Genomic DNA, 17701 nt, shown 5'->3' with positions numbered 1-17701 from the left:
GAAAATGACCAAGTATATTTTTGTAACGGGCGGCGTGGTGTCTTCTTTAGGGAAAGGGATTACGGCGGCTTCTCTGGGACGTCTGCTCAAGAGCAGAGGCTACAAAGTCACCATCCAGAAATTCGATCCCTACATCAACATCGACCCGGGTACCATGAGCCCCTACCAGCACGGGGAAGTGTTCGTCACTGACGACGGGGCGGAAACGGACCTGGATCTGGGCCATTATGAACGGTTCATTGACATCAACCTGACCCGGAACTCCAATGTGACCGCAGGCCGGATCTACCAGTCCGTGATCAACAAGGAACGCCGGGGCGATTATCTGGGCCGCACGGTACAGGTCATTCCTCACATCACCAACGAAATCAAGGAACGGGTCTACCGGGTTGGCCGGGAAGAAAATGCGGATTTCGTGATCACTGAAATCGGCGGCACCGTAGGGGATATTGAATCCGAACCCTTTATGGAAGCCATCCGCCAGGTCAAGAAGGATGTACCCAAGAACGATGTGCTCTACATCCATGTGACCCTGGTGCCCTACATCAGCGGCGCCGGCGAACTGAAGACCAAACCCACCCAGCACAGCGTCAAGGAACTCCGGAGCATCGGCATCACCCCGGATATCCTGGTGTGCCGGAGCGAAAAGGAAATCAGCAAGGAAATGCGGGAAAAGATTTCCCTGTTCTGCGATGTGGATGTGGACGCCGTGTTCCAGTCCATCACCGCTCCCAGCATCTACGAAGTTCCCATGCTGCTGGAAGACCAGGGCATGGACAAAGTGGTCCTGCGGAAACTGGACATGGAAGACCGGCCCAAGGACATGGACGCCTGGCACGCCATGGTGAAGAAGATCCTGGCTCCCCATTCCAAGAAATCCACCATTGCCGTGGTGGGCAAATATGTGGAACTGCCCGATGCCTACATCAGCATCGTGGAAGCCCTGAAACATGCCAGCTATTTCCATGACGCGGATGTGGACATCGAATACATCAACGCTGTGGACCTGGAAGATCCCAAAGCGGACTTTGCCCAGATCTTCAAAGGCGTGGACGGGATCCTGGTGCCCGGGGGCTTCGGCGACCGGGGCATCGAAGGGATGATCCTGGCAGCCAAATATGCCCGGGAAAACAAAATCCCCTTCTTCGGGATCTGCCTGGGGATGCAGTGCCTGGTCATCGAATATGCCCGGGACGTGTGCGGCATGGCCAAAGCCAACTCCACGGAATTCGACGAAAACACTCCGTACCCGGTGATCTACCTGATGCCGGAACAGATGAGTGTGGAAATCAAAGGCGGCACCATGCGGCTGGGGGCTTATCCCTGCAAGCTGTATCCCGGCACCCTGGCAGAAAAGGCCTACGGCACCGATATGATCAGCGAACGGCACCGTCACCGCTACGAAGTGAACAACGAACTGCGGGATGAACTGTTCAGCCATGGTCTGGTACTGGGTGGCACCCTGCCCAACGGGAAACTGGTGGAAATGGTGGAACTGCCTACGGATGTACATCCCTGGTACCTGGGGGCCCAGTTCCATCCGGAACTGAAATCCCGTCCCACCAATCCCCATCCTTTGTTCAAGGCCTTCATCGCAGCAGCGTTGAAGTATCATAACCATTGATTTCTGCAGGAATAGCGGTTACAATGATAAGGCAATGAAAATTGCCGAACAAAATTGGGAGGCGTATGGAATGAACAGAGAATTATCCATGGAATTTGTCCGTGTAACGGAAGCCGCAGCGATTGCCAGTGCCCGTGGCGTTGGCCGGGGCGACAAGAATGGCATCGATCAGCTGGCTGTAGATGCCATGCGGAAAATGTTTGATACCGTCCACATCAACGGCACGGTGGTCATTGGCGAAGGGGAAATGGATGAAGCCCCGATGCTGTATATCGGTGAAGAAGTAGGGGCCGGCGGTCCGGAAGTGGATATTGCCGTAGACCCGGTGGAAGGGACCAACCTGGTGGCCAAAGGCCAGAACGGTGCCATTGCCGTGATTGCCATTGCTCCCAAAGGCTGTCTGCTCCATGCGCCTGACATGTATATGGATAAAATTGCCGTAGGTCCCCGGGCCAAAGGCTGCATCAACATCGACGATCCGGTGAGCGTCAACCTGGAACGGGTGGCCAAGGCTCTGAATCGGAACGTGAACGACCTGACCGTAGTGGCCCTGGACCGTCCCCGTCACCGGAAGATCATTGAAGAAGTCCGTGCTGTAGGGGCCCGGATCCGTCTCATCAGCGACGGGGATGTGGATCCCATCATCGATGCCGGGATCGAAGGCACCGGTGTCCACATGTACATCGGCCGGGGCGGTGCTCCGGAAGGGGTACTGGCTGCCTGCGGGCTGAAATGCCTGGGCGGCGACATGCAGGCCCGTCTGGTTCCGGAAAACGAAGACCAGGTGGAACGGTGCCGGAAGATGGGCATCGAAGACACCAAGAAGATCCTGACCATCGACGACCTGGTCAAAGGGGATGACTGCATGTTCACTGCAACGGCCATCACCAACTGCGACATGCTCCGTGGGGTCAACTACTTCGGCAACGGTGCCCGTACCCATACCATCTCCATGCGGTATGCCACCGGGACTGTCCGTTTCATCGACGGTGTACACACCTTCGACCGGAACAACATCAGCATTAAACTGTAATGGAAGGGGGCTGTTGCATAAGCAACAGCCCTTCAAGCATTGACGGGGATTCTGCACATATTTTTTATGGGCAGAATCCCCCTTTCCCTATTTCCATAAAGAGAGAATTCTATGACAAATCAACTGACGAAATTGCTGCAGCAGGAAAAAAATGTCCAGGATGCAGCCGGGCTCTGGAAGAAGAAAGCCGGCCCCATCCAGCTTACCGGCCTCACAGGATCTGTGAAAGCCGGGTTTTTGTGCGCCCTGGAGGAAACCCTCCAGCCGGCCCGGCCTCTGGTGATCCTGACGGTGAACCGGGAAAGCATCCGGGCCCAGCGCCGGGAACTGGCCTATTTCTATCCGGATCTGGCCATGCGGGAACTGTATCCGGCCAGCCTGATCCACGGCCAGGTGGATACCCGGAACGAACAGATCATGGCGGAGCGGGCAGCGGCCCTGGAAATGATCGTCCGGAAAGAACCGGGGATCATCTTTGCCACCGCCGAAGCCGCCATCCAGAAACTGCCGGCCCCGGAATCCCTGGTCCGGGAAAACCTGAAACTGGCAGTGGGCCAGGAAATCGGCCAGGACCTGGTGGTGGAAAAGCTGGTGAAAGCCGGCTATGAACGGACGGAACAGGTGGATACCCTGGGCCAGGTGGCCGTCCGGGGGGACATCCTGGACGTGTTTCCCATCAACGGCAAGGATCCGGTGCGGATCGAATGGTTCGACAACACCATCGATGCCATGAAGCATTTCAACCTGGACACCCAGCGGAGCATCGGCGCCATCAAACAGGTGGGAATCATGCCCCTGGCGGTCCAGAGCCAGGAAGTCGGCGCCTCCCTGTTCCAGTACCTGTCCCCGGACCAGCTGGCGGTGCTGGATGAACCGGCAGCCTTTTTTGAAGAATGCCGGAAAAGCTTCGGGGACAACCGGGAATTTGCCGACCAGCTGCTGGAGGCGGAGACCATGCTCCTCCAGGCCGGGGAATGCCACCTGGTGACGGTCAGTGATCTGGGCCATCCCTATTTTCCGGAAGCCCCCAAACTCCATGTCCAGGTCCGGGCCATGGCCCCCTACAACAAGAACACCGACATGCTCCAGAAAGACCTGAAGGGCTGGCTGGACCAGGGAGTCCATCCCCTGATCATGATGGGGACCCGGGACAAGGCGGCAGGCCTGGCGGAAAGCCTGAAAGGGGCGGGCCTTCCCATGGCCTTTGCCGGCCAGCTCCAGGAAGTGCCGGACCAGGGAGGAGTGGTCTTCCAGGGAAGCCTTACCAACGGGTTCTATTTCTGGGATGAAAAATGGCTGCTGCTTACCGAAAGCGACATTTTCGGCATGCAGAAAAAACGCCGTCTGGTGAAATCCAAGGGAAAGGGACCGGCTCTCAACTATTTCTCCGACATCAAGGTGGGGGATTACGTGGTCCACGATGTACAGGGCATCGGCCGGTACATGGGGGTGGAAACCATTGAAGTGAACGGGGTCCACCGGGACTATCTCCAGCTCCAGTATGCCAAGGGGGACAAGCTCCACGTGCCGGTGGAACAGGTGGGGCTCCTCCACAAATACGTGGGCAACGAGGGCACCCCTCCCAAACTGTCCAACATGGGCCGGAAAGACTGGCAGAAGACCACCCGGAAGGCCCAGAAGGCCATTACCATCCTGGCCACGGAACTGCTCCGGCTCTATGCCCAGCGGAAAATCACCCCGGGCCATGCCTTTGCTCCGGATACCCACTGGCAGAAGGAATTCGAGGACAGTTTCCCCTTTGAGGAAACCCCCGACCAGCTGAAAGCCATCGCCGAAATCAAGGCGGACATGGAAAAGCCCGTACCCATGGAACGGCTCCTGTGCGGGGACGTGGGCTATGGGAAGACGGAAGTAGCCATCCGGGCCGCCTTCAAGGCGGTCATGGACGGGAAACAGGTGGCGGTGCTGGCCCCCACCACAGTGCTGGCCCAACAGCATCTCCTGACCTTCTCCCAGCGGATGGGGTCCTTCGGAGTCCGGGTGGAAATGCTCAGTCGGTTCCGGACCCCCAAACAGCAGAAAGAGATCATGGAAAAGGTGGCGGAAGGCAAAATCGATGTGCTCATCGGAACCCACCGGATCCTGAACCCGGATGTGGAATTCCACGACCTGGGGCTTTTGATCATCGACGAGGAACAGCGGTTCGGGGTGGCCCAGAAAGAAAAAATCAAACAGCGCAGTGCCGGCATAGACGTACTGACCCTGTCCGCCACCCCCATTCCCCGGACCCTCCACCTGGCCCTGGTAAAGGGACGGGACATGAGTATCATCGAATCTCCTCCCGAAGACCGTCTGCCGGTGGAAACCTATGTGGCGGAATACGATGACGGGATGGTCCGGGAAGCCCTGGAACGGGAAATCCGCCGGGGCGGACGGATCTATTACGTCCACAACCGGATCGAAGGGCTCAGCCGGATCGCCGCCCATCTCCGGGAACTGGTCCCTGGGATCACCATCGGTATGGCCCACGGACGGATGAGCGAGGACGAACTGGAAGACGTGATGCTGGGCTTCTACCACGGGGATTTCGATGTGCTCCTGTGCACCACCATTATCGAAAACGGCCTGGACGTGCCTCTGGCCAATACCATCATCATCGACGGTGCGGAAAACTTCGGCCTCTCCCAGCTGTACCAGATGCGGGGGCGGGTGGGACGGTCCTCCCGGCTGGCCTACGCCTATTTCCTGTACAAAAAGGACCGGGTACTCAGTGAAGTGGCCCAGAAACGGCTCCAGGCCATCCGGGACTTTACGGAACTGGGGGCCGGGTTCAAAATCGCCATGCGGGATCTGGAAATCCGGGGCGCCGGGAACCTGCTGGGGGCGGAACAGCACGGCCAGATTGCCGGAGTGGGTTTCGACCTGTACTGCCGGCTGCTGGAAAAGACCATCAACACCCTCCAGAACGGGGGGAACCCGGACGAACCCATTGCTCCGGATCCGGTGATTGAAATGAAGCTGGATGCCTACATCCCCGACGACTACATCGACAATCCCCGGTACAAACTGGAACTGTACCACCGTCTGGGAGACATGAAGTTCGAAGACCGGAACGATCTCATGGACGAGATCATCGACCGGTTCGGCACTCCCCCCACCCAGGTGGAGAACCTGTGGCGGGTGGCGGCACTCCGGGATCTGTGCCGGAAGCTGCGGATCACCGGGGTGGCGGTGCGGCCGGGAGAAATCCGGATCACCTTCGATCCCCACAGCAAGGCCAATCCCGATGTGATCCAGCAGCTGATCCGGGACTATGTGCCCCGGGCCACCATGAAGCTGGGGCCCCAGCCCCAGTTCGTGCTGAAAACCAAAGGCATGGAGGAACAGCCCCTTTCCTGGCTGGAAAAGAATCTTCCCCGTATGCTATAATCCTTTGAGTGAAGAGTGAAGAGTGAAGAGTGAAGAGTGAAGAGTGAAGAGTGAAGAGTGAAGAGTGAAGAGTGAAGAGTGAAGAGTGAAGAGTGAAGAGTGAAGAGTGAAGAAAGGAGGCCGTGATGGCGGACCGGTTTATGAAAGGGACCCTGATCCTGACGGCGGCAGGGCTTATGGTGAAAATCCTGGGTTCGGTGAACCGGATCCTGCTGTCCCGGCTGCTGGGAGGTGAAGGCATCGGCCTGTACCAGATCGCCTATCCCCTGTATCTGCTGCTGGTGGCCCTGTCTTCTGCAGGGATCCCTGCAGCCATGTCCATCCTGATTTCCCGCCGGGCAGCCGCCGGAGACCGGCAGGGGGCCCGGCGGATCCTGGGGATTTCCGCCGGGCTCATGGCCCTGGCCGGAGTGTTTTTTGCCGCTCTGGCCTGGGCCCTGATCCCCTGGCTCATGGACGGGGGCATCGTCAAGGATGGACGGGCCCGGTACGCCATGCTGGCCCTGGTGCCCGCCATTGGCCTGTCCATTCCCGTGGCCTGCTTCCGGGGCTACTTCCAGGGGTTCCAGGAAATGACTCCCACAGCGGTGTCCCAGATCCTGGAACAGTTCACCCGGGTGGTGACCATGGTGCTCCTGGCCTGGGCCCTGCTTCCCTGGGGTCTTCCCTGGGGAGCTGCCGGAGCGGCTTTTGGGGCCGTGCCGGGAGCGGTGGTGAGCCTGGGGGCTCTGTTGTACTTCGTCCACCGGCAGCAGAAACGGTGGCAGCAGGAACCGGTGCCGGCCCTGTCAGAAGAAAGACCCTCCCTGACCCGGACCGCCTGGCAGCTGGTGTCCCTGGCCCTGCCGGTGACCTGCGCCAATCTGATGGTGCCGGTGGTCAGCGGCATCGAAATGATCCTGGTGCCGGACCGGCTGCTGGCGGCGGGCTTTACGGTGGCGGATTCCACCCGGGCCCTGGGCTATCTGTCCGGCATGGCCATGCCCCTGGTAAACATGGGCACCATTCCCACCAACTCCCTGGCGGCTTCGGTGGTGCCTGCGGTGGCGGAAGCCAAGGCACTGGGGGACCGGCCCCTGATGGTGAGCAAGACCCGCCGGGCCTTCCGGTTCTTCCTGCTGCTGAATGTGCCGGCGGCGGTAGGGGTGTACCTGTTGGGGACCCCCATTTCTCAGGTGCTCTACGGCACTATCCATGCCGGGCGGGCCATTACGGCCCTGGCCCCGGCCATCCTGTTCCTGGGGCTCCACCAGGTGTCCACCGCCATCCTCCAGGGCCTGGGCCATACCCGGGTCCCCATGGTGAACATGTTCCTGAGTCTTTTTGTAAAAGTGGGGCTCCTGTGGACCCTCACCGCCAATCCGGTGTGGAACATCCAGGGGGCCGCCTGGGCCACCGATGCCAACCTGGCTGTGGCCGGTCTGGGGAACCTGCTGTGGATGCACCACAGTGACGGGCTCACCCTGCCCGGAAAGAACTGCCTCCGGATCGGCGTTTCCGCCGCCCTGATGGGAGCCGCCCTGTGGGTCATGGGGCCCGTCCTGGCCCGGCTTCCCCTGGGAAATGTGGTCCGGCTGGCCCTGGAGATCCTTGCGGGGGCACTGGTCTATGGCCTGTGCCTTTTGGCCACAGGAGAACTGAAACTCCGGGAACTGAAAAGAAAGAAAGAGGAAAAACGATGAAAACACTCCACGAAAAAGGGATCCACCAGCCGGGGGTCCTGGATCTGCGGCCTCTCATGGAACTGGTCCGGGTACTCCGGGAGCCGGGAGGCTGTCCCTGGGACCGGGTCCAGACCCATACTTCCATGCGCCGGGAACTGGTGGAAGAAGTCTATGAGATGCTGGAAGCCATCGACGACGGCAATGTAGCCGGCATGCGGGAAGAAATGGGGGATGTGCTCCTCCAGGTGGTGTTCCACGCCCGGCTGGCGGAAGAAGAGGGGCTCTTTGCCATGCAGGATGTAATCGACGATGTGGTGAAGAAGCTGGTCCACCGGCATCCCCATGTTTTCGGCGATACCAAGGTCACAGGGGCCGGGGAAGTGATGGCCAACTGGGAGACCCTGAAGGCTCAGGAAAAGACTGAACGGACCCATGCCCTGGATGGCATCGCCAAGGGGCTGCCAGCCCTGATGCGGGCCTACAAACTCAGCGCCAAAGCCGCCAAAACCGGGTTTGACTGGCCCGATGCCCCGGCTGCATGGCAGAAGGTGGAAGAAGAGAAAGACGAGCTCCAGGAGGCTGCAGCGAGCCGGGACAGGGACCGGACGGAAGAGGAACTGGGGGACCTGCTCTTTGCCCTGGCCGTCTATGCCCGGAAACTGGACCTGGAACCGGAAACCACTTTGAACCGGGCCAACAACAAATTCCAGCGCCGTTTTGAGCAGCTGGAAGCCCAGGTGAAGCAGGAAGGAAAAGAATGGAAAGACCTGACTCTGGAAGAACTGGAACACCGGTGGCAGGAGGCAAAGAGAGCAGTAGGGGACGGTCAGCGGTCAGCTGACCAACATGGGGGCACAGGTCGCGAGTCGTGACCCGCGACCGGGGCTGCGGCCCCTGCTCTGGCCCCTTGTTTTCAAGATTTTCCCAAAAAACACGTGCATTTTTCCTATGATTGTGCTAATATGACCATAGTCAGGCGCCAGCCATGCAGGCGCAATACCTATTTAGGAGGATTTATCTCATGAACAAAAGTGAATTGATTGCTGAAGTTGCGTCCAAAACCGCACTGCCCAAAAAAGATGCTGAAAAGGCTGTGAACGCTTTCATCGATACTGTTAAAGAAGCTGTTGCCAACAAAGATAAAGTACAGCTGATCGGCTTTGGTACTTTTGAAGCTCGCGTTCGGAATGCCCGCAGCGGCAAGAATCCTCGCACTGGCGAAACCATTGAAATTGCAGAAGCCAACGTTCCTGCTTTCAAAGCCGGGAAGGCTTTTAAGGATGCCGTAAACAAATAATTGGCAGATCCAGCAACCTGATGCTCCCGGTGTCAGGTTGCTTTTTTTATCCTCTGCAGGAGAGAATTTCCTTCCAGAGGTGGAAAGGCAAGAAAATGGGCCTTAAAAAGAAAAAGCGTTTGGACTGGGCGGTTATCGGACGTACCCTGCTTATCCTGCTGGTCGTCCTGCCTCCGGTGGCGCTGCTGGGTACAGCTCTCCAGCGGGGATACTGGATCTACCAGCTCCGTCAGGAAAGGATACGGACAGAAAACAAAGTCCAGCAGCTGAAAGCGGAAAACGACGCCCTGGCACAGGAAAAAGAGAACCTGGGCGATATCAAATACATAGAAAAAGTGGCGCGGGACGAGCATAATATGGTAGGGAAGAATGAGATCCCGCTGTTTATGGTGAAGAAGTGAAAAAAGGGAGCTGTTGCACATGCAACAGCTCCCTTTTTCTTACTTATCCTGTTCCACCACTTTATCCACAATGGCATCCAGCGCCTTTCGGCTGGCTTCACTGATGTTTTCCAGGGGATTGCCTTCGTCTTCGGCGGCCACCACCTGGGGATCGATGGGGATCCGGCCCAGGAAGGGCAGGCCTTTTTCTTCCGCCAGGGCCTTGCCGCCGCCAGCTTTGAAAATGTCCACTTCCTGTCCGCAGTGGGGACAGACGAATCCGCTCATGTTTTCGATGATGCCCCGGACAGGGATATGGCCCAGCTGGCAGAAGCTAAGGGATTTCCGCACATCGGCCAGGGCCACTTTCTGGGGGGTGGTGACGATGATGGCTTCCGCATCCTTGATGGTCTGGACCACGGTCAGGGGTTCATCCCCGGTGCCCGGAGGGCAGTCGATGATCAGGTAGTCCAAAGGATCCCATTTGGTGTCGCTCATGAACTGCCGGATGGCCCCCACCTTCAGGGGACCCCGCCAGATCAGGGCATCGTCCTGCTGGGCCAGGAAGCCCTGGGCGGACAAAAATTCCAGATGGTCGCTGTACCGGAAGGGAATCAGCTTTTCTCCTTCCACCTGGACGTGCTTGTCCATGAAGCCCAGCATGCCGGCCACGCTGGGGCCGTGGAGATCCACGTCCATCAGGCCCACATGGTAGCCCCGCTGGCTGAGAATCAGGGCCAAATCTACGGAAACCGTGCTTTTGCCCACGCCGCCTTTGCCGCTCATGACGACGATTTTATGTTTTACATGGGCCAGGAAATCGGCAATGGCCGCATCCTGGGGATTCTGCTTCGGATTGGATTCGCAGCCGGAGCAGTGGGAATGATCGCAGTGATCACATTCGCTCATTGAAAAAACCTCCCTCATAATCGATTGTCAACCTGTCCCTATTATAGATAAAAATCCAACTGAATGCAATCGGGTTACATTAGAATCAGTGAAGAGGGAAGAGGGAAGGACCTGGCGGGCCGCCGGTTGTGCGGCCCCTACGGATTTCCCCACCTGCTCCCTGAATTCCCCCTGACTCTTCGGTCAAAAACAGTGTATAATAGGGAAGAGAAAAATCCGGGTGCCTGGCACCCATAAGGAGTGAAAACCTATGATGTGGAAAAAAACCATGGCGGTGGCCCTTTTGGCAGCCCTTTGTGCGGCTCCGGCTTATGCTGCGGAACGGCCCAAACTGGCGGATGGAGAACTTTTTGTATCGGAACGGGTGGTGAAGGACGGCCGGGTGCTGTTCCAGGCGGCGGATGCCCACACGGACTGGGAACATGACAGTGAAAAGACCGTACCGGGCCTGGTGTGCACCGCCTTCATCCCTCCCAAGGGGGGAGCGGACGCTCCGGAACTGGCCAGCGTGAAAAAGCTGACCACCCAGCAGGAAAAGGTCCTCCAGGCCCGGCGCCGGTATTCCGGCCCCTCCTATGCCAACCAGCTGGTGCTCTATGCGGCTATGAACACCAACGGCCAGAACGGGAAGCTGGCCATTACCAAGGCGGAACTGTTCGGCCGGCTGCTGAATGTGACTGTGGCCATCCAGGATCCCACCGGTACCCAGGATGACGGCAGTGAAGCCCTGGCGGAAGAACATGTGGTGACCATCCCGGAAAAGAACCTGCCCCGGTTCGGCAATCTCCGGGTCCGTTTCTCCGACGCCACCGGCCATGCCCTGGAAGATCTGGATGTGGCGTTGGAGAGGTAACAGCTCTTGTAACACCCATTACACATTCCCGTTTCAATCTGGCTCCAATTAATTCTCTATTGACGGATTTTGTAAACGGGAGTATTATAGATTCATTCCAATGGTTAAAGGCGGGTTGACAGATGACTCTTTCTTCTCTGAAATGGGAAACTGCATATGGCTTTACCTTTACCCAGAGCTATTATTTTGGCTTTGGTTATTTTGGCTGCCATGAACTGAACAGTTTGCCCATCGTGAAGAGAGACTGAGGCTCCGGCCTTCCGGCGGTTTCCGTGAAGTGAAACCCTGAAGCAGACTCCTTGCGAGTCTGCTTTTTTTGTGGAGAGGCCCCCGTCAGAAAAAAAGTAGGATAGTAGGAAAGCAGGACAGGAGGAAAACAACATGATTATTGTAATGAAGAAGGGTGCACCCAAAGAAGCGTCTGAAAAACTGAAAAAGAGCCTGGAACAAAGAGGCTTCACCATCCATGACAGCATCGGGGAAAACCAGGAAGTCCTGGGGATCGTAGGGGATACCAGTATCCTGGATCCGGAAGATTTCATGGTGAATCCCTGGGTGGATAAGGCCATGCGGGTACAGGAACCTTTCAAACGGGCCAACCGGATGTTCCACCCGGATGATTCCATCATCGATGTAAGCGGCGTGAAAGTGGGGGGCAAAAAGCTGGCGGTGATCGCCGGTCCCTGCTCTGTGGAAGGCCAGGAACAGATGGATACCATTGCCGCCGCCGTGAAAAAGAGCGGGGCGGCCATGCTCCGGGGCGGGGCCTTCAAACCCCGTACATCTCCCTACTCCTTCCAGGGGCTGGGGGACAAGGGCCTGGATATGATCCGTCAGGCCGGCACCGCCAACCATCTGCCCATTGTAACGGAAATCATGTCCGCGGACAAAATCGATGAATTTGTGGAAAAAGTGGATCTGATCCAGGTAGGGGCCCGGAACATGCAGAACTTCACCCTGCTGAAGGAACTGGGGAAAATCAATAAGCCCATTCTGCTGAAGCGGGGTCTGTCCGCCACCATCGAGGAATGGCTCATGAGTGCAGAATACATTATGTCCGAAGGGAACGAAAATGTGATCCTCTGCGAACGGGGGATCCGGACCTTTGAAACCTATACCCGGAATACCCTGGACCTGTCCGCCGTCCAGGCGGTGAAGCGGCTGAGCCATCTGCCGGTGATCGTGGACCCCAGCCATGCCACCGGGAAGGCCTGGATGGTGCCCACCATGAGCAAGGCTGCCATTGCCGCCGGGGCTGACGGGCTGATCATCGAGACCCACAACGATCCCCAGCACGCCTGGTGTGACGGGGCCCAGAGCCTGTCCCTGCCGGAATTCGACCAGCTGATGAAGGACCTGAAGGTACTGGCTCCTGCGGTGGGCCGGGATCTGTAAGACGGAAGCGGGAAAGACATCATGAAGAAACTGCAGGATACTGTTGTTGCCATTGTAGGGCTGGGGCTCATCGGAGGCTCCTACGCCAAGGCACTGAAAAGCCAGAAGGTGAAGCGGATCATCGGCATGGACCGGAACCACATCGTTTCTCTGATGGCCCTGGACGAAGGGTATGTAACGGAACTGGCCGATGAGGATCCGGAGCTCCTCCGGGAGGCGGATGTGATCATCTGCTGCATGTACCCCGGCGCCTTTGTACCCTTTGTGAAGGACCATGTCCGGTATTTCAAAAAAAATGTACTCCTGACCGATGTGATGGGGATCAAAGGCAGTATCCCGGACCAGGTGGATGCTCTTTTGGGACCGGAGATGGATTTCGTCCCCACCCATCCCATGGCAGGCCGGGAAGGCAAGGGATACAGCCAAAGCACCTCCCAGATCTTCCAGGGAGCCAATTTCATCCTGATCCACCGGGACAACAACCGGCCGGAACACCGGGAATGGCTCCGGAACATGGCCTATGAACTGGGCTGTGCCCGGGTGGTGGAACTGTCGGTGGAGGAACATGACAGCATCATCGCCTACACCAGCGATCTGCCCCATGTGATGGCGGTTTCCCTGATCAACAGCGATTCCATGCAGGAAAACACCAAGTACTTTGTGGCCGGGTCTTTCCGGGATGCCACCCGGGTGGCGGATATCAACGCCAAGCTGTGGAGCGACCTGTTCCTGTTGAACAAGGAACCGGTGCTCCGGGAGATCAACAAGCTGGAAATGCAGCTGGAACACTGGAAAAGCGCCCTCCAGCAGGATGACCGGGAAGAACTGGAGCAGATGATGGATCAGGCCAAAAAGAAAAGAAGGGACATGTTTTATGGAAAAAATCTTCGTTGATTTGGGGAAAGACTCCTATACCATCGAAATCGCACCTCATTCCTGGACCGGATTCGGGAAAAAGATCCGGGAACTGGCCCGGGGAAACAAGGCGGCGGTGATCACGGACCGGACGGTGGACAGCCTGTATGGAGCGGACCTGGAGCAGCAGCTCCTGGCCCAGGGGTTCCAGGTGCGCCGGGTGGTGATGGAACCGGGAGAAGACCACAAGAACCTGGACACCTACGGGAACATGGTCCGGGCCTGTGCGGATTTCGGCATGACCCGCAGCGATTTGGTAATCACTCTGGGGGGCGGCGTGCCGGGAGACCTGGGGGGCTTTGCCGCCGCCAGCTTCCTCCGGGGGGTGGACTTCATCCAGGTGCCCACCACCCTTCTGGCCCAGATCGACAGCAGCGTGGGAGGCAAGGTGGCGGTGGACCTGCCGGAAGGAAAGAACCTGGTAGGGGCCTTTTACCAGCCCAAAGGGGTGCTGATGGATCCGGAACTGCTCCGGAGCCTGGACCGGCGGTATCTCCACGATGGCCTGGCAGAAGTAATCAAATGTGCCGCCTTCGGGGATCCGGAGCTGTTTGCGGCCCTGGAAAATTTCTCCGGGGATGAGGACATCCTGGCCCATGCGGAAGAAATCAGCGCCGCCTGCTGCCGGATCAAGGTGAAGGTGGTGGAAGAGGACGTGCGGGACGTGGGCGCCCGGATGGTGTTGAACTTCGGCCATACCATCGGCCATGCGGTGGAGCGGTATTATCATTATGAAAAATACACCCATGGGGAAGGGGTGGCCATCGGCATGGTCCGGCTCACCCGGAACACGGAAAAAATGGGGATCACCCAGCCCGGTACCGCAGACCGGATCCGTCATCTCCTGGAAAAATACAACATTCCCACGGAAGATCCCATCAGCGATCAGCATATCCTGGAAGGGATCACCATGGACAAGAAAAAACGGGGGAACCAGATGACTCTGGTGATCGTTCCGGAAATCGGAAAGAGCCTGCTGAAAAAGGTGGACTTTGCCGATCTGAGACCCTATGTGAAAGGATGAGACCATGACCACACTGCGTATCGAACCTGGTTCTCTTTCAGGGACGCTCCGGGTGCCTTCTTCCAAAAGCATGGGGCACCGGGCCCTGATCTGTGCGGCCCTGGCAGGAGGCACCAGCCAGGTGAAAGGGGTCAGCCTCAGCCAGGATATCCTGGCCACCTGTGCCTGTCTCCGGCAGCTGGGGGCAAAAATCACTTCCCAGGAAGAAACAGGAGGACGGGCCCACTTTACCGTGGAAGGCTGCCGGCCCCATCAGACAGGGACGGTGCTGGACTGCGGGGAATCCGGGTCTACCCTCCGGTTCCTGATCCCGCTGGCTGCCCTGTGCCAGGAACCTTTTACCTTTGTGGGGGCCGGGAAGCTGGGCAGCCGTCCCCTGGAACCCTACGAAGCCATTTTCCGCCAGCAGGGGCTGGTGTTCCAAAAGGGAAGCGCTGAGGACAATTTTCCTCTGACGGTCCAGGGGCCGCTCCGTCCCGGCCATTTTTCCCTGCCCGGAGATGTGAGCAGCCAGTTCATCAGCGGCCTGCTTTTTGCTCTGCCGCTCCTGCCGGGGGATTCCACCCTGGAAATCACCGGGAAGCTGGAAAGCCAGAGCTACATTGCCCTGACCCTTTCCGCCCTGAAGCAGTACGGCATCAGCATTGAACACCAGGACTACCGGCAGTACCGGATCCCCGGGAACCAGCAGTACCGGCCCCGGGAAGGGGCAGTGGAAGGGGATTATTCCCAGGCCGCCTTCTGGCTTACGGCCGGGATGCTGGGCCGGACCATGACCCTATTGGGGATGGATCCGGAGTCTCTCCAGGGAGACAAGGCCATCATCCCCATTCTCCAGAAAATGGGCGGCCAGGTGGTCTTTGAAGGAGACAAACTGATCAGCCGGCCGGCGGACCCGGTGGGGACCACCATCGATGCCGCCGACTGCCCGGACATCATCCCGGTGCTGACCGTGGCCGCCGCTCTCAGCGAAGGCCATACGGAGATCATCCATGCGGAACGGCTGCGGCTGAAGGAATGTGACCGGCTGAAGGCAATGGCCACGGAACTGAACAAACTGGGCGCAAAAATTACGGAACGGCCGGACGGCCTTTCCATCGACGGGGTGGTGGAACTTACGGGAGGCACCGTGGACTGCTGGAACGACCACCGGATCGCCATGAGCCTGGCGGTGGCCAGCATCCTGTGCCGGGAACCTCTCACTCTGGTGGGGACGGAATGTGTGGCCAAATCCTATCCGGAATTCTGGCAGGACTTTGCAGCAGCAGGAGGACAGTATGAGCAGTGTAATGGGTGAACAGATCCGGCTGACCATTTTCGGGGAATCCCACGGACCCTCCATCGGCGTGGTGATGGACGGGCTGCCGGCCGGGATCGAACTGGATCTGGAAGCCATTGAAAAGGAAATGAAACGCCGGGCACCGGGAACCAGCAAACTGGCCACCCCCCGGAAGGAAAGTGACAGCTTTATCATTGAAAGCGGGTTCTTCAACGGGAAGACCACCGGCATGGCCCTGTGCGCCCGGATTCCCAACAGCAACACCCATTCCAAAGATTACAGCAAAATGAAGGAAATCATGCGGCCGGGCCATGGGGATTATGCAGGATATGTGAAATTCCACGGTTGCAACGACTACCGGGGCGGGGGCAGCTTTTCCGGACGGCTGACGGCGCCTCTGGTGTTTGCCGGGGCAGTGGCCAAGCAGCTGCTGGCCAAAGAGGGCATATTTATCGGGGCCCATGTGGCGTCTCTGGCCGGGATCCGGGACAGAAGGTTCAATCCTCTGGGAGAAGATCCGGAAACCTTCCGGGCCCTTTCCGGAGAGATCCTGCCGGTGCTGGATCCGGCGGTACGGGAGCCCATGGCCGCCCAGGTCACTGCTGCCCAGAAGGACAGGGATTCCGTAGGGGGCACCATTGAATGCATGGCAGTGGGCCTGCCTGTCGGCCTGGGAGAACCCTATTTCGATTCCGTGGAAAGCCGGCTGAGCCATGCCCTCTTTTCCGTACCGGCGGTGAAGGGCATTGCCTTTGGGGATGGATTCGCCCTGGGGACCATGCGGGGCAGTGAGGCCAATGATCCCATGGCATACCGGGACGGGAAAGTGGTGTGCACCACCAACCACAACGGGGGAGTCACCGGAGGCATCACCAACGGCATGCCCCTTTTGTTTACGGTGGTGATCAAACCCACCCCTTCCATCGGAAAGACCCAGCATACGGTGAATGTGGTTACCGGGGAAGACACCACCCTGGAAGTTACCGGGCGCCACGATCCCTGCATCCTGCCCCGGGCGGTGCCGGTGATCGAGGCGGTGACCGCCTGGACCCTGCTGGATCTGCAGCTTGTGGCACAGCGGAGGTAGAGCATGGGAGAACAAACCATTCCTGTGGGCTATCAGGGCGTCCCTGGGGCCTACAGCCACCTGGCCCTCCGGCAGTATTTCGCCGGACGGCCGGTGGAAGCACGGAACTATATGCTGTTTGAAGATGTAATCAACGCCGTGATGAAGGGGGAGATCCGCTATGGGGTCCTGCCCATTGAAAATTCTTCCACCGGAGGGATCACCGAGGTGTACGACCTGGTCCGCCGGTACGGCGCCTTTATTGTAGGGGAAAAGATCGTGAAGGTGGAGCACTGCCTTCTGGCCTGGCCGGGAGCGAAACTGGAAGACATCCGGGAAGTGTATTCCCATCCCCAGGGATTTTCCCAGTGCCGGACCTTTTTCAAGGAGCATCCGGCCATGCGCCAGTTCAACTATTTCAACACCGCCAAGGCGGCGGAACTGGTGGCAGAAAAAAAGACCGGGTACATGGCGGCGGTGGCCGGGGCCCAGGCGGCGGAACAGTACGGCCTTGCCATCCTGGCCCGGGGCATCAACACCAACCAGAGCAACTACACCCGGTTCATTGTGATCAGCCGGGAGCGGGAGCTGGTGCCGGAAGCGGACAAGATCACCCTGATCGTGAGCCTGAAGCATCAGCCCGGGTCGTTGTACCGGGTGCTCTCCCATTTTGCCCGGTACCAGATCAACATGACCAACATCGAATCCCGGCCTATACCGGGAAGGCCCTGGGAATATTATTTCCATATGGACATTACCGGTCACCTGACGGACCCGGCGGTCCGTCAGGCCCTGGCTGATCTGCCGGAAGACACCACGGAATGCAAGATTTTGGGGAACTATCCTGCAGACCACGGAAAGGAGCAGTAAAA

General features: G+C 58.4%; 15 protein-coding genes. 14 read left to right on the top strand and 1 reads right to left on the bottom strand.

Annotated features, from left to right (window positions below):
• The first annotated feature begins 4 nt into the window (after positions 1–4).
• The 7 genes from pyrG (at position 5) to ACZOF8_RS01485 (ending at position 9409) form a co-directional block, all read left to right on the top strand.
• Positions 5–1624: a CTP synthase gene (pyrG, locus tag ACZOF8_RS01515; RefSeq protein ID WP_022486732.1), complete on the top strand. Its 1620-nt coding sequence runs from the start codon at positions 5–7 to the stop codon at positions 1622–1624.
• Between the two features lie 70 nt (positions 1625–1694).
• The gene (gene glpX / locus ACZOF8_RS01510; protein WP_022486731.1) at positions 1695–2657 is read left to right on the top strand and encodes a class II fructose-bisphosphatase; all 963 of its coding nucleotides are present in this window, start codon (positions 1695–1697) and stop codon (positions 2655–2657) included.
• A gap of 111 nt (positions 2658–2768) precedes the next feature.
• Positions 2769–6047, top strand: coding sequence for a transcription-repair coupling factor (gene mfd, locus ACZOF8_RS01505; protein ID WP_487426490.1), 3279 nt, complete (start codon positions 2769–2771; stop codon positions 6045–6047).
• A gap of 125 nt (positions 6048–6172) precedes the next feature.
• Positions 6173–7729 (top strand): putative polysaccharide biosynthesis protein, encoded by a 1557-nt coding sequence (locus tag ACZOF8_RS01500; RefSeq protein ID WP_022487368.1) that lies wholly within the window; start codon positions 6173–6175, stop codon positions 7727–7729.
• Complete coding sequence (mazG, locus tag ACZOF8_RS01495; protein WP_022487367.1) at positions 7726–8583, top strand: nucleoside triphosphate pyrophosphohydrolase; 858 nt, start codon at positions 7726–7728, stop codon at positions 8581–8583. Before ACZOF8_RS01500 ends, mazG begins: the two co-directional genes overlap by 4 nt.
• A 149-nt stretch (positions 8584–8732) precedes the next feature.
• Complete coding sequence (locus ACZOF8_RS01490) at positions 8733–9008, top strand: HU family DNA-binding protein (RefSeq protein WP_012938958.1); 276 nt, start codon at positions 8733–8735, stop codon at positions 9006–9008.
• Positions 9009–9103: 95 nt separating this feature from the next.
• The gene (locus tag ACZOF8_RS01485; RefSeq protein WP_022487366.1) at positions 9104–9409 is read left to right on the top strand and encodes an FtsB family cell division protein; all 306 of its coding nucleotides are present in this window, start codon (positions 9104–9106) and stop codon (positions 9407–9409) included.
• 39 nt (positions 9410–9448) lie between these two features.
• Here ACZOF8_RS01485 and ACZOF8_RS01480 read toward each other — a convergent pair whose 3' ends face one another.
• Positions 9449–10297, bottom strand: coding sequence for an Mrp/NBP35 family ATP-binding protein (locus ACZOF8_RS01480; RefSeq protein WP_154488544.1), 849 nt, complete (start codon positions 10295–10297; stop codon positions 9449–9451).
• Between the two features lie 250 nt (positions 10298–10547).
• Here ACZOF8_RS01480 and ACZOF8_RS01475 point away from each other — a divergent pair, with 250 nt between their 5' ends.
• The 7 genes from ACZOF8_RS01475 to pheA all read left to right on the top strand — a co-directional run bounded on the left by ACZOF8_RS01475 (position 10548) and on the right by pheA (position 17699).
• Complete coding sequence (locus tag ACZOF8_RS01475) at positions 10548–11150, top strand: hypothetical protein (protein ID WP_022487364.1); 603 nt, start codon at positions 10548–10550, stop codon at positions 11148–11150.
• Positions 11151–11531: 381 nt separating this feature from the next.
• Positions 11532–12545, top strand: a complete 1014-nt coding sequence (gene aroF / locus ACZOF8_RS01470) for a 3-deoxy-7-phosphoheptulonate synthase (RefSeq protein WP_022487362.1) — start codon at positions 11532–11534, stop codon at positions 12543–12545.
• A 21-nt stretch (positions 12546–12566) separates the two neighbouring features.
• Positions 12567–13439 (top strand): prephenate dehydrogenase, encoded by an 873-nt coding sequence (locus ACZOF8_RS01465; protein ID WP_022487361.1) that lies wholly within the window; start codon positions 12567–12569, stop codon positions 13437–13439.
• The gene (gene aroB / locus ACZOF8_RS01460) at positions 13420–14484 is read left to right on the top strand and encodes a 3-dehydroquinate synthase (RefSeq protein WP_022487360.1); all 1065 of its coding nucleotides are present in this window, start codon (positions 13420–13422) and stop codon (positions 14482–14484) included. Before ACZOF8_RS01465 ends, aroB begins: the two co-directional genes overlap by 20 nt.
• Before the next feature lie 4 nt (positions 14485–14488).
• Positions 14489–15781, top strand: coding sequence for a 3-phosphoshikimate 1-carboxyvinyltransferase (gene aroA / locus ACZOF8_RS01455; protein WP_487426489.1), 1293 nt, complete (start codon positions 14489–14491; stop codon positions 15779–15781).
• Positions 15762–16850, top strand: coding sequence for a chorismate synthase (gene aroC, locus ACZOF8_RS01450; RefSeq protein WP_441368853.1), 1089 nt, complete (start codon positions 15762–15764; stop codon positions 16848–16850). Before aroA ends, aroC begins: the two co-directional genes overlap by 20 nt.
• Before the next feature lie 3 nt (positions 16851–16853).
• Positions 16854–17699, top strand: a complete 846-nt coding sequence (gene pheA, locus ACZOF8_RS01445) for a prephenate dehydratase (RefSeq protein ID WP_022487357.1) — start codon at positions 16854–16856, stop codon at positions 17697–17699.
• Positions 17700–17701: the final 2 nt, after the last annotated feature.

It is taken from the genome of Acidaminococcus sp. (assembly GCF_057597765.1).
The sequence above is the reverse complement of the archived record's forward strand: the minus strand, read 5'-3'. Positions and strand labels throughout refer to the sequence as shown.